Genomic DNA, 12,703 nt, shown 5'->3' with positions numbered 1-12,703 from the left:
TTGTGCCATACTTTGAAATACAAACAAAAATGGGAATGAAAAAGTTAGAAAATAAAGTAGTCCTGGTCACCGGCGGTAGCCGTGGTATCGGAGCCGCGACCGTTCGTCGTTTAGCGGCAGAAGGGGCACATGTAGCCTTTACCTATACCCGGTCTCCCGAGAAAGCAAATGCGTTAGTCGCAGAAGTGAACGCGACAGGCGGTCGTACCATCGCCATTGGCGCGGACAGTGCCAAGGCTGGTGACATTATAAACGCCGTGAACAAAACCGTTGCCGAGTTTGGTGGCCTGGATGTATTGGTGAACAATGCCGGCATCTATATTGGTAAAGATTTTAATGAACACACGATTGAGGAATATGATCAGGTAATGACGGTGAACGTCAAAGCAGTATATGTAGCCGCGCTGGAGGCGGTAAAACACCTCAAAGCCGGCGGACGCATCATTACCATCGGCAGCAATATGGCAGACAATGCCATTGGCCCACAAACCACACTGTATACGATGAGCAAATCCGCCTTGCAAGGCTTTACCCGTGGATTGGCCCGCGACCTCGGGCCGAAAGGCATCTCTGTTACACTGGTACAACCTGGGCCGACAGAAACCGACATGAACCCCGCTGAGGGCGCACATGCCGACCACGCACGCAGCCGGATGGCGCTGGCCAACTATGGCAAAGCAGAGGACGTGGCCGGGTTGATATCATACCTGGCAAGTGACGAGGCAAGGCAGATTACCGGGTCGTGGGTTACCATCGACGGCGGGTTTAATGCATAGTCATTCGCGCTACTTTAAATTACGCGAAAAGGCTTCTATCCAAAAGTAGAAGCCTTTTTTTGTAAAACCCTCGCAAAATCATGTATCCCCGATCGCGTCCTGCTCCGGAAGCTGTCCCGCGGCTTTCCGGTATTTTACCGGACTTGTTCCATAGCGTTTCTTGAATTGCTTACTCAGATGGCTATCGTCCACAAACCCTAACTCATCCGCTATCTGCGTTAGCGAGAGATTGCTGTGTAGTAGGCGTTGCTCGGCGCGCTTGATTTTGGCACCGACAATGTAGTGCTGCAGGCTTTCCCCGGTATACTTCCGGAAATACTCGCCGACATAGGTGGCAGAGAGATTAAACGTAGCGGCCAGGGAGTCGACACTCAGCTTTTCCGGCTCACCGATATGCCGCTGGATGTGCATCAGCATCTGGTGGACAACGGATTCGTCAGCGTGAGCGTGAATGACAGGAGCGCCCTGAGCCAGTACGTTGCGCTCCAGAATGTTCAAAATCAGCATGATAAAATGCTGCAGGTTCTCTTCGTGGCGTAGCGGCTTGCGGACGTATTCACCGGCCAGGCTTTGGATGAGACTGTTCACGGTGCGGCAATCCTCCGGATCGGTGATCGGCAATTGATGAAACCGGTTGTGGTGAAAAAAGATGCTCTGCAACTTCCTTAGCCACAAGCTAATGCGCGCTTGATCGTGCGGCGACCGGTCTTGCCCCAGAAATATTTCGGAGAAGCGTATAGAGTAAAACCGCGTAGGCACCTCGCTGACAAAGCCCCGGCAGTCAAGCGGCGTAAACAAGAAGATATCACCCGTGCTGTACCGTAGTTTGTTCCGATTTGCTTCCCGACGGCCACACCCTTCGGCAATTTGCACAATCTCGAAGAAGTGATAAATGAGTGGCTCCTTGTTCCAGTGCTGCAGATTGGAGACCTGCATTTCGAACGGTTGATACAAGACCTTCGGCATACCTCCAAATGTACAAAACAAACCTTTCGTTTTACAGGGCAGCCCGCGTAGCCCACTGCTAGCTTCGCAGCATACTAATTCACTATGCAGCACACATTATTAACGCCCCTTACGAAGGGAGTATATGCTTTCCGGAACCGCGTGGTCATGGCGCCCATGAATCGCCGCCGGGCCGTCGACGGCGTACCCGGCCACGCGATGGCAACATACTACCACCAGCGCGCCGGCGCGGGCCTGATCGTCACAGACAATACCGCAATCGCCCCCAACGCCATCGGCTACCTGAATACACCCGGTCTTTATACACAGGCGCAACGCGACGGATGGAAACGCATCGTCGAGACTGTGCACCACGAAAACGGAACGATCTTTATTCAGCTGGTACACACCGGTCGCATCGGGCATCCCGCCAATCACATGGGCGGCCTTCCACTGGTCGGCGCTTCCGATAGAAAGGCCAATGAAACTGTGCGCACACCGACCGGCCATCTGCCTATGCCGGAGCCCGTTGTATTAACGCAGCCGGAGGTGCAGGACCTGGTGGCGCTGCATGTCGAGGCTGCTGCCATGGCTGTCGCGCTTGGGTTTGACGGCGTGGAAATTCACGGAGCGCACGGCTTTCTGCCAGAGCAATTCCTGAACCCACAAACCAATAATCGCACAGATCACTATGGCGGCTCGTTGGTAAAGCGCAGCCGGTTTATACTGGAAATAATGGAAGGTGTTGTCGGGGCGATCGGCGCAGAACGCACCGGCATCAGGCTGTCGCCGTTTGCCAGTGTCAATGACTTGTCGCCTTACCCGGATGAGTTGGAGACACATCGCTACCTGGTAAACGCATTGGCGGCAATGAATATCGGGTTCCTGCATCTGTCGAACCAGGTCGTCAACGGTATCTCATCTATTCCGCATGCTTATTTGATCGAGGTGCGCCGGCGTTTTAAAAATCTCCTGATATTTACCGGCGGCAATACGCGCGAGTCCGCTGAGCAGTTGATACAGTCAGAGTTGATTGATCTGGCCGGGTTCGGCAAACCCTTCATTGCCAATCCCGATCTGCCCGAACGCTTCCGGCACAACGCTGCGCTGGCAGTACCCGATGACGCTACATTTTATACGGAAGGCGATAAAGGCTATACCGACTATGCTTCATTCACAACAGCCTGACAAAAGCGATCAGTGTGTCGCGATAATCTGTTTTTTAGTAATTTGGTCCTATGAACAGCAAGAGTACACACGATCAGCGCATCGCGAAGATGATCTTCGGCTCGGTGTATCCCATGTATGTCGCAAAAGTGGAGAAAAAAGGACGTACAAAAGATGAACTGGATCAAGTCATTAAGTGGTTGACCGGCTTTAGCGATAAAAAACTCCAGCAGCTTATCGACGATAAAGTAACCTTTGAGACTTTCTTTCAGCAGGCCACACTGAACCCCAATGCGAGCCTGATCACCGGCGTGATCTGCGGGTATCGCGTGGAAGAAATTGCAAATCCGTTGACACAGCAGGCCCGGTATTTAGACAAGCTGGTGGACGAGTTGGCGAAAGGCCGGAAAATGGATAAGATCCTGCGAAATACAAATGGCTAATATGACTCGCCGGGCTCATACGCCTTGCATACGTAGCTTCCATTTGGGTTCATCCACGCCCTTGATTAACATCCATAAGGCCAGCGCTAGCTCCGCGATAAAGCACGGCAAAAGAATTATCATACTTGACTGCTCCGGATAAAGAATCAGGATAAAGCTGTTCAACAAATAGCAAATACCGGCAAGCTGTAGAAGTCGGCCTATTATACCGGGAATGAAGGCTGACTTGACAATCAGATGTCCTTCAACAATACAGACAAACCCAAAAAAGATCAGCCCCACTGCAAAACCATAACTATGAAGCTTAATGAAAAGATAGGATAATGTTTTAAGTTCGGCCAGGTCAACTGTCTTTAAATATTCTGCATCTCCCAACAAAAACATAGTCATCAAAAGGTTCAGCTTATTTGCTACAAGCACCGTGGTTTGGATAAGATTGAAGGACAGGTTTAACAATGCCAGATTTTTATTGACCGGTCTTAGGAGGATGTAAAAAATAACGATCAGCGGCACATCGCAGACGTGCATAAGCAAATCGCCGGCAATGCCAAAGCGCCACAGCATCGGTGAAGCCAGCATATTCAGGGCAGTCGCTGCCGGGTCACCTGCCACGATTATTTTATTTCTCACAAAAATCTCCCCGAATACTCCGAAAACAATTATGATCAGATAAATGATGCCACCTATCCTCGCCAGTCTTTTGGGTGAAAACGCTTCTGATTTGGAATCGAGTGTCATAAGAGAGATTTAATGCAAGACGAGTCTCGAAACAGAAAGTTACGTAAACAAGAAAGTTTGCTGTCTTTTCAAGGGCCACAGGAACTGCGGCAGGCAAAAAAAGACATTACATTCCGTACGTTATCCCTACGGAGACAAACGGGCTTGGCGCGAAATGTGGCACATCATCTTTCCCGAGGTACGAAAAGAAATCCTGAACAGTACGATTGTTAACATACATATTCCGGAAAGCGCTGTGATCTCGTTGGAGTTTAGCCGGGCGAAGTACTTTCCTCCTTTACCGTCGATGGCCCAGTCTACGAGAAGCCCCGGATAAACCATGGGAAATCCAAACGTATTATCGAATGCCAGGCCGGCACCTACTTTGAGGTTGGGCGTAATGCTTCTGACAAAGATCACCGATCGTACCTCATACAAAAACGGTATATCCGCGATCGACGGCCTTACCGTGATGGTCCATGATACTCCATTGCCGATTGCGCGGGAGCGGAAACAGGTGCTGTTGGACCTGATCATAAAGAACAAATGACGATCAACTGCAGCGGATAACCCAGGCGTAAATATGGGTTATCCGCTTTTTCTGTCTTCAATGCTGCCACTATACAGGTCTACGTCCGGGCTTCACCCGGCGCTATCCGTTTATGCCTTCTCTAAAGTAAACTTAATGGGAAGCGTCAAAACACAGCTGACGGGTTTGCCATCTTTCTGTGCAGGAATAAATTCACCCAGGCCTTCAACAGCCTGAACCGCCGCCGCCTTCAGCGCATCATCGATTCCTTTTGCTTCTTCAGAAGTTTGGTAATAGCCCACGACAACCATTTCCTTCAGCAAATATCCATCCTTTCGCGTCTCCGCTTTGATGTGCTCGACATGACCCTTTTCATTAACCGTGAAAGAGACCCGTACTAAACCCGAACGATTTTCGTGGCGGGCAGAGGCGGGATACATGATCCGCTTGGTAAGGATTTGATACATCGCCGCTTCGCCTTGTTCGTACGTGGCGATCTTGTCGAATTGCGGCTCTTCCCTGCGGGCCGAAAAAGCGCCGAGGAATACGATCACAGACATCAACGCAACATAAAGAGAAACTCTCCAATAGCTGTGTTGGGATTTTGTTCTTGTTTTTGTCATCATATTAAATCGTTTAATTAAACTTGTTTTACTACTCAAATAATTGCCGAAATCTATAGATACCCCCGTTCTGGCCTTAAACAATATGTGCTGATAATCCTCCCGGTCGATCCCATTTTCCAGCACGCGCGCATCCGCGTAATACTCATGCTCCGCTTTGATCTCCCTCCTGAACAGCCACACCACAGGATTGAACCAAAACATAACAGCAACAGCCTCCAGGAATATGTTATCGACAGAATGATACTGATCGCGATGAACGCGCTCATGCAACAGCATCGTCTCCCGTTCAGAATCATCCATACTCTCTTTCCCGACAAACAACACGTTGAAAAAAGTAAACGGAGATACCTGCCGGCTGAGGCCGACAACGGTAAATCCCCACTGGCGCCGCCTGGGCGAATGGATATAAATCCTCAGTAAAGTCGTCAGCCCGAAGACACAACGGAATAAGCACACAGCTGCTCCCACTATATACAGAGCTAAAACAATATCGATGGTGCTCGCGGATAATGCAGACGAAACAGTTTCCCGAAAATCGGCTGTACGGCTGGTCACCACGGAGAACACACCCGGAAACCGACCCGCTTGCGAAACATGTTTGAATTGTATGAAAGGAACGGCGATTGAGAAAAGTATACATGCCAGGCCAGCAAACCTGTTCAGCTGGTGATTGAGCTCATACCGAAGCATCACCCTGTACAAAGCATAGAGCGCGATCAATGAAAAGCCGGACTTCAATAAATAACTTTCCATCACTTTTTCTTTTTTTGTTCGATCTGTTTCCGAAAATGCTCCATGAGCTCCTGCATATCTTTCGTGCTGAGGTTTTCCGCACTGCTGAACTCCGACACCATATTCTTGAATGAGCTCGAAAAATAATTCTCCACCAGAGATTTCACCGACTGGGTAGTATAATCCTTTCGTGCCACCAGCGGATAATATTCATGAGAATTCGCGACCGGCGTTCTTCCCACAAACCCTTTCTTTTCCAGAATTTTGAATATGGTTGCCACCGTAGTATAAGCCGGCTTGGGGTCTTCATATTCGTTGACAATATCCCGGAGCAAGCCCCTTTCGATCGACCAAAGGATCTTCATAGCCTTTTCCTCCGCTTTGGTAAGATTCAAATCCATAGCGCTCTTTTTGTTGATGTATTCAAAACTACTAAATAATTAGTAGATCTACTATTTTCTTAGTAGTTTATTTCTTCGGCCGCTATAAAACAGGGCAGAAGGCCATAAACTTTTGGTGGGGCGGTAGCATTTCTACACAGCGGCTCATTATTTTTAGAGCAGCGCTTTGAATAATGAAGATTGCCACTTATAACATCAACGGAATCAACAGCAGGCTGCCGGTGCTGCTGCGCTGGCTGCGTGAAGCAAAACCAGACGTTGTATGCCTGCAGGAGCTAAAGACGATCGACGGTCAATTTCCCATAGCAGCCATCGCGGCGGCGGGCTATCAGGCCATCTGGCATGGACAAAAATCCTGGAATGGCGTCGCCATTCTTTCGCGGAAACTACCCATTCAGGAGCTGGGCCGGGCTTTGCCCGGTGACGCAACGGACGAACACAGCCGCTATATAGAGGCGATCGTTGGCAAAATGGTGATCGCATGCCTTTATCTGCCCAACGGCAACCCGTACCCAGGACCAAAATTCGACCACAAGCTCAAATGGATGAAACGACTTTCGGCACGCACCAAGAAACTGCTGGCACACGACGTACCCGTCGCGCTGATAGGGGATTTTAATGTGATGCCGACAGCGCTGGATGTCTACAAACCGGAGAAGTATCTCAACAACGCCCTATTCCGTAAAGAAGCCCGGGCTGCATACGCCCGCCTGCTGAAACAAGGGTGGGTAGACGCGGCCCGTCACCTGCACCCGGAAGAAAGGATCTACACCTTCTGGGATTATCTTTACAACGCCTGGGGGCGCAATGCCGGCCTTAGGCTGGATCATTTCCTCTTAAGCCCGCATTTGGTACCCAGGCTTCGTAAAGCTGGCGTAGATACCGCCGTAAGGGGCTGGGACAAGGCTAGTGATCATGCGCCGGCATGGATTATTCTCAAGTGATGGGTAGAGAGAGGCGTTAAGCTTTATGTGGCAGAGGAAATTGCAGTTCAATAGGTTGATACAAGATTCATGAAAAAGATAGGGTTAATTACGTTAGTTCTCACCTTGGCGATCGAAGCGAAAACTCAAAATTTGATAGGAGAGTGGTACGCGATCGACGATGAAAATTTAGCAGAATTGGTGATACATGAGGATTCCATTAAAGCGAGAATTCTTGTTCCGGGAGGCGATTCAAAGGGATCCGAGCGAACAGGTATAAAACATTTTGGAATATACGAAGTTCATGATAAGCGGATTCTTATTGTCCCTGATGATACATCGGTGGATGCAGTACGATACCGGGCGATGACTTTTTTTAATATTCGTGACGGTATCTCTGTGGAGTTGGCGGTAAATGGAATTACAATGGTGTCTAAAGAAGTTGATAAATTAATAGATCTTAATGCCAGCGATACCACGAGATTATTTGGGAATGTCTTTTATCATAAAGACTACTTACAGCTACTAAATAAAAAACAAAACATGGAAACTATGACGCTTCCTGAGTTTAAAGAATTCTTAGCGGCCTATGTCAATAAACGGGAGATGTATTCCTATAGGGAGCGGTATATGCCGGCAACATTTCAGCAAACCTTGATTAATTCAATTCTTATTGAGATGGCATTCAATCCAATAAATAAGAAAGATTGGTTTAATAGATTTTTAGAAAAATATCTGATGGATAAGGAAGTGGAAGCGCTCTGGAGGAAAATGTAGTTTTTAGTTTCCGGATACGCCCGTTGCGTTAGGTGTACAAAAGTAAAGTGAACCGGTTTTTTACCCCTAGGGCATTTGCGCCAAAAATCCAGACAGTTTGCGACTATCTGCAGGTGTGTCGCATTTTTACAATTCCCCAGGTTATAGACATTTTAATTTTACAGCTGCAACAAAGTGGTAAAAAATGCGAACAATTACTGTGAGCGTGATAATGCTCCTTGCCATTGGCTTTTTGACTTGTTCGAATAATAGGACGGACAAGAAGAAGCGAACAAAACTCAAAATCAAAAATCGAATACTATGAAAAACCTGGTTTCAATTATCGAAATTCCGGTAACGGATTTCTCAAGATCAGTAAAATTTTATCAGACAATTCTAGGTGTTACAATTGAAGAGGTCAACATGGGTGAAACACAAATGGGAGTGTTGCCAAGCGATGGTAAAACGGTAAGCGTCGTATTGGCAAAAGGCAACGACTACAAAACCACCACGGGCGGAGTGGTTGTATATCTAAACGCAGGAAGCGATTTACAACCAACACTGGACAAAGTAGAAAAGAATGGCGGTCAAATAATCGTTCCGAAAACCCAGATCAGTCCTGAAATGGGCTACTTCGCACTTTTAATCGATTCTGAAGGAAACAAGCTGGGACTCCACTCCAGCAATTAATACAACGTCTATCCCTCCGAGTAAAAAAGGGCCGAGAGCAACAGCTGTCTGTCTTCCAGGAAATCCCTTGGATTAGTCCCCGTAAACTCCTTGAAATCTTTTATGAAGTGAGCCTGGTCGTAATATTCGCTCTCATAAGCAATGCTGGTTAACGTTTCGGTCTGTTGACTCAATAACATTTTTAATGCCGCTTGCAACCGGATGACTTTCCCTAATTGCTTGGGACTAATGCCAATTTGTTTTAAAAACTTCCGTTCCAGTTGTCTTCTTTTCGACAAGTCCTCTTTCAGAATAGCGCTGATCGATGAGCTCCCGTTGGTTGACAGAAGTGTTTCAACTGTTGTTTTTACGATGTTATCAAGGGTTGCTTTTTCGTTGAGCTTGCTCAAAAGGAATTCTTCAATGATCTCAATTCGCTGTTGAGCATGGCGTGCGGGAATGATTTTTTGCGCTAGCTCTTTTGAATGAGCTTCTCCAAACAGATCTTCAATCGGTGTTTCTTTGTTTGCCAAATTTTTGAGGGGAGTGCTTACAAAATTCGCAAAACCGTAAGGATAAAAGCGAACGGCAAAGGTGTTCACATATCCGGTGGGCTGAATATAAAAAGGCTCAGTCGTTTGTCCGAGCACCATAGCACGCGGTTGAAGGATAAAATTATCCCCAGACGTGAACCGTTTGATGTCGTCTCCGAGGATAAATGCCATTTCAATACAACCATCCGGAACAATCCGTTGTTTCTCAGCATCGCTGTCAGCAGAGACTTCTAAAGTCCAGTAGCATTTTACCAGCGACTTTAAATCCGGGCAGGGTTGAAAGGTTTGATAGTTCATTTAATGGACAGCGTTTATTGGAGTACGAACCACTTCAAACCAAGCGTATAGCAGTGGAACTACTCATCATTCATTTCTGCTTCTTCTCCTTCTGCCGTCTCGTCGTCGTCGGCTTGTGGCCTGATTTTATCAAATGTGGGCTCGAGCGTAAACTTTCCGGTTTTATCGATAATGCCCCAATTGCCATTTATCTTGACGATGGCATAACCATTATGAAACTTCCCGGCCGACTGGAATTTCGGTTCTACGATCCAGTTTCCCGTATGTTCCATATACCCCCAAAGCGTACCTTTCTTTATTCGACATATCCCTTCGGAAAACTGCAGTACGTTTTCAAAGTCGGGTTGGATGACCCACTTGCCGGCCTTGTCGATCGTGCCCCAATAGAAACGTTTCAGGCGGGTGCGGCATAGGCCATCGACAAAGGAGCCGAGGTAGTCAAACTTTGGTTTTACCAGCCACCGCCCGTGCCGGTCGACGACACCCCAGGCCCCGGAAACACGCGCAACGGTAACACTGTCGGAAAAAGGTTTTACGACATCAAATACCAACGAGCCCACTGGCTTACCCTGCATGTCAATCAAAATCCAGCGCCCGCCGTTTGTTCGGATCGATGCGATACCTTCCTGGAAGCTAGTGGCGTGGTTGTAAATAGCGGGGATAACCCAGGTACCCGTTTTGTCGATATAGCCCCATTTGCCTTTGGAGCGCGCCATAGCCAGCCCGCCATGAAATTCGTGCAAGCCGCCGAACGTTGGCTGAATGACCCATTGCCCTTTCTTATCGATAAAGCCCCAGTCACCGTTGTGCGCTTGCGCGAGGGCCAGGCCGTTATCGGAAAATTCTCCAATCTCATCGAACTCGTTTTTTTTGACCCATTGGCCAGTCACATCGATCAATCCGTAGGACAGGCGGTCCTGCTCGTCGGCAATACCCACCCGCGCCACCTCGCCATCGAAATTGTAGACTTTGTCGAACCGGAAACCGGTAACGAGCTTCGCATCTTTGTCGATATAGCTCCAGTGGCCGGCTTTTTTCACCCGGGCGTACCCGTTACTAAAGGCCTCGGCGTCTTCGAAAGTCGCCGAAACTACCCAGTTGCCCGCTGGGTCTATAAAACCATATGCTTTCTTTTTCGCCTTGGCAACAAAAAGATTTTGTCCCGAGGCTTGCGAAAGCACTTGCACGATAAGGACAACGAAAAACCATTTTTTCATGTATATAACCTATGTTATGATGCCAACACGCCGGGGTTCCCAACGTAGGCGCCATTGCGTGCTGGTGGTAACAAGGTAAGGTTTTTCAAGCAGGTAGCCAATACACCGCAGATCACACACGACGCAAGGACCATTCGCTCGGTGCCTTGCCAAATTTATTCTTAAAAGAATTTGAAAAATGAGAGAGGCTTTCGAACCCTAAATCAAGATATATTTCAGAAGGCTTCTTTTGTTTTTCGATCAATGCGCGAGCCTCCGTCAGCCGTTTTTCTTGCAGCCACTGCCTCGGCGCCATTCCGAATGTCTTTTGAAAATCACGCTTAAACCCCGCCAGACTTCTACCCGTTAATTCCGCAAATTCTGTAACCGGAATGTTATAATGAAAATGGCTGATCATGAATTTTTCCAGGTCGATCTTGTAAGGCTCGGAAAAATCAAACAACAAGCTACCGAGCCGGGGCATGGCATGCAGCAGTAGCTTCACGGCTTCCTTCACCTTCAAAAGGCCTATTTCATTCGTGATTGTTTCTGTTGGATTGCGGACATACGGCATGACAGATTGAAAATATCCTCTCAGAAAATCATTTGCCGGAATGAGCACGTTCGGTGGCCCGACGTATTTCGGTAACACCTCGATGCGCTCCTCCAGCGCAATCGTCCTGAGCAAATCCTCTTGCAACGAAATGATGATCGTCTCATAATCCTCGCCGGGTAGAGGCGTCTTGGTAATTTGTCCGAGTTGATTCTTTCCAATCAACAACATTTCACCCTTGCTCATGGTGATTTTCTGCACAGAAGTTTCCAATGTAAAATGCCCCGATACCTGTAACACCAGCGTATTGTGCGCCAGGAAGCCTACTCTGGCTTTTCGCTCGGTGGAGAGATAGGTGTAGAAAATGACCCCGGGGATTATTTCAGCTGGATTAGTCATAAAGGTAAAGTTATAAAACAAAAGGTAAGGGGAATGACCCCCGCCCGTTACCGTTGCAAATACGTACCGCCCAGTATCGCCCCCGGAGCGAAATGAGTATTAAGCGCATTCAGCTCATCAGGCGTGAACGTAATCTCCATCGCCTGCGTGTTTTCGGGCAGACGCGATCGACGGCTCATGCTGACCAAAGGCATGATATGATCACCTTGCGCATTCACCCAGGCAATGGCCAGTTGCGTCGGTGTGAATCCTTTTTCTTTTGCCAGTTGCTTTAATCGTTCCACCTTCTCCAGGTTCCTGACCAGATTCTCCCCTTGAAAACGCGGGAAGTGATTTTGGTAGCTATCCGCCGCGAGCGGCGCTTTCATTTCGCCCGTGAGCAGTCCTTCGGCCGTATTGGCAAACGCCACCACGCCGATACCCAACGCCTTCGCCGTAGGAAGCAGATCGCTTTCAATCTGGCGATCGGCCAACGAATAGCCTATTTCCAATGCCGTCACCGGGTGAACGCTATTGGCCTTGCGCAGTTGATCGGCAGTGATTTCCGAAACACCCAGATAGCGCACTTTCCCTTCTTTGATCAGGTCGGCTACCGTGCCGATCACATCTTCCACGGGCACACTGTTGTCCAGTCGGCACGGCTGGTATAGATCAATCGTGTCGATCCCCAAACGCACCAACGAGTAGTTGATAAAGTTCTTAATAGCGATCGGGCGTAGGTCCAATCCCAGCCACTGTGCGCCATAGAAAATGGCGCCGAACTTAACGCTTATAAACGCGTCGTCCCGTCTGCCCTTAATGGCTTTTCCGACAAGCAGCTCGTTGTGGCCGCTGCCGTAGAAGTCGCCGGTATTCAAAAAGTTAATGCCATTGTCTAACGCCGCCTGGATGGTGGCAATACTTTCATTTTCGTCTCTCACAGGCCCGCCCCAAACGGGCGACATGCGCATACAGCCCAATCCGAGCTTGGATACAAGGGGGCCGTTGTTGCCCAGGGCTATCTTCTGAATAGATGTCATA

General features: G+C 48.5%; 15 protein-coding genes. 6 read left to right on the top strand and 9 right to left on the bottom strand.

Going from position 1 to position 12,703, the window contains the following annotated elements; genetic code table 11:
- Nucleotides 1–35: 35 nt before the first annotated feature.
- Nucleotides 36–776 carry an SDR family NAD(P)-dependent oxidoreductase gene (locus tag KK062_RS23350; protein ID WP_254086781.1) on the top strand — a complete coding sequence of 247 codons (741 nt, stop codon included), beginning with the start codon at nucleotides 36–38 and terminating at the stop codon, nucleotides 774–776.
- 78 nt (nucleotides 777–854) lie between these two features.
- On the opposite strand, the gene KK062_RS23345 is transcribed toward KK062_RS23350, so the two are convergent.
- Nucleotides 855–1,742 carry an AraC family transcriptional regulator gene (locus KK062_RS23345; protein WP_254086780.1) on the bottom strand — a complete coding sequence of 296 codons (888 nt, stop codon included), beginning with the start codon at nucleotides 1,740–1,742 and terminating at the stop codon, nucleotides 855–857.
- An 84-nt stretch (nucleotides 1,743–1,826) separates the two neighbouring features.
- Between KK062_RS23345 and KK062_RS23340 the strand changes: the two genes are divergently transcribed.
- Both KK062_RS23340 and KK062_RS23335 read left to right on the top strand, forming a co-directional pair.
- Entirely contained in the window at nucleotides 1,827–2,909 is a 1,083-nt protein-coding gene (locus KK062_RS23340) for an alkene reductase (protein ID WP_254086779.1), read from the top strand.
- 50 nt (nucleotides 2,910–2,959) lie between these two features.
- The gene (locus tag KK062_RS23335; RefSeq protein ID WP_254086778.1) at nucleotides 2,960–3,331 is read left to right on the top strand and encodes a DUF2200 domain-containing protein; all 372 of its coding nucleotides are present in this window, start codon (nucleotides 2,960–2,962) and stop codon (nucleotides 3,329–3,331) included.
- A 15-nt stretch (nucleotides 3,332–3,346) separates the two neighbouring features.
- Here the strand turns inward: KK062_RS23335 and KK062_RS23330 are convergent, their stop codons facing one another.
- The 4 genes from KK062_RS23330 to KK062_RS23315 form a co-directional block, all read right to left on the bottom strand.
- A complete protein-coding gene (locus KK062_RS23330) occupies nucleotides 3,347–4,069 on the bottom strand; it encodes a DUF4386 domain-containing protein (protein WP_254086777.1) in 723 nt (240 codons plus the stop codon).
- 126 nt (nucleotides 4,070–4,195) lie between these two features.
- Complete coding sequence (locus tag KK062_RS23325) at nucleotides 4,196–4,585, bottom strand: DUF6268 family outer membrane beta-barrel protein (protein ID WP_254086776.1); 390 nt, start codon at nucleotides 4,583–4,585, stop codon at nucleotides 4,196–4,198.
- 123 nt (nucleotides 4,586–4,708) lie between these two features.
- The gene (locus KK062_RS23320; RefSeq protein WP_254086775.1) at nucleotides 4,709–5,956 is read right to left on the bottom strand and encodes a M56 family metallopeptidase; all 1,248 of its coding nucleotides are present in this window, start codon (nucleotides 5,954–5,956) and stop codon (nucleotides 4,709–4,711) included.
- On the bottom strand, nucleotides 5,956–6,336 hold the full coding sequence (locus KK062_RS23315) for a BlaI/MecI/CopY family transcriptional regulator (RefSeq protein WP_254086774.1): 381 nt from the start codon (nucleotides 6,334–6,336) through the stop codon (nucleotides 5,956–5,958). The genes KK062_RS23320 and KK062_RS23315 overlap by 1 nt, the downstream gene beginning before the upstream one ends.
- Nucleotides 6,337–6,509: 173 nt before the next feature.
- Between KK062_RS23315 and xth the strand changes: the two genes are divergently transcribed.
- From xth to KK062_RS23300, 3 genes are all read left to right on the top strand, one after another.
- On the top strand, nucleotides 6,510–7,280 hold the full coding sequence (gene xth, locus KK062_RS23310; protein WP_254086773.1) for an exodeoxyribonuclease III: 771 nt from the start codon (nucleotides 6,510–6,512) through the stop codon (nucleotides 7,278–7,280).
- A gap of 69 nt (nucleotides 7,281–7,349) precedes the next feature.
- Entirely contained in the window at nucleotides 7,350–8,036 is a 687-nt protein-coding gene (locus tag KK062_RS23305; protein ID WP_254086772.1) for a hypothetical protein, read from the top strand.
- A gap of 300 nt (nucleotides 8,037–8,336) precedes the next feature.
- Complete coding sequence (locus KK062_RS23300) at nucleotides 8,337–8,705, top strand: VOC family protein (RefSeq protein ID WP_254086771.1); 369 nt, start codon at nucleotides 8,337–8,339, stop codon at nucleotides 8,703–8,705.
- An 8-nt stretch (nucleotides 8,706–8,713) separates the two neighbouring features.
- Here KK062_RS23300 and KK062_RS23295 read toward each other — a convergent pair whose 3' ends face one another.
- The 4 genes from KK062_RS23295 to KK062_RS23280 all read right to left on the bottom strand — a co-directional run bounded on the left by KK062_RS23295 (nucleotide 8,714) and on the right by KK062_RS23280 (nucleotide 12,702).
- Complete coding sequence (locus tag KK062_RS23295; protein ID WP_254086770.1) at nucleotides 8,714–9,535, bottom strand: AraC family transcriptional regulator; 822 nt, start codon at nucleotides 9,533–9,535, stop codon at nucleotides 8,714–8,716.
- A gap of 59 nt (nucleotides 9,536–9,594) precedes the next feature.
- The gene (locus KK062_RS23290) at nucleotides 9,595–10,752 is read right to left on the bottom strand and encodes a WG repeat-containing protein (protein ID WP_254086769.1); all 1,158 of its coding nucleotides are present in this window, start codon (nucleotides 10,750–10,752) and stop codon (nucleotides 9,595–9,597) included.
- A gap of 112 nt (nucleotides 10,753–10,864) precedes the next feature.
- On the bottom strand, nucleotides 10,865–11,683 hold the full coding sequence (locus KK062_RS23285) for a helix-turn-helix domain-containing protein (RefSeq protein ID WP_254086768.1): 819 nt from the start codon (nucleotides 11,681–11,683) through the stop codon (nucleotides 10,865–10,867).
- A gap of 47 nt (nucleotides 11,684–11,730) precedes the next feature.
- Nucleotides 11,731–12,702 (bottom strand): aldo/keto reductase, encoded by a 972-nt coding sequence (locus tag KK062_RS23280; RefSeq protein ID WP_254086767.1) that lies wholly within the window; start codon nucleotides 12,700–12,702, stop codon nucleotides 11,731–11,733.
- Between the last annotated feature and the right edge of the window lies 1 nt (nucleotide 12,703).

The sequence above is a fragment of the Dawidia cretensis genome (assembly GCF_018598175.1).
Lineage (GTDB): Bacteria > Bacteroidota > Bacteroidia > Cytophagales > Cyclobacteriaceae > Ohtaekwangia > Ohtaekwangia cretensis.
Note: the sequence above shows the minus strand (reverse complement) of the source record. Positions and strands in the feature narration are given on the sequence as shown.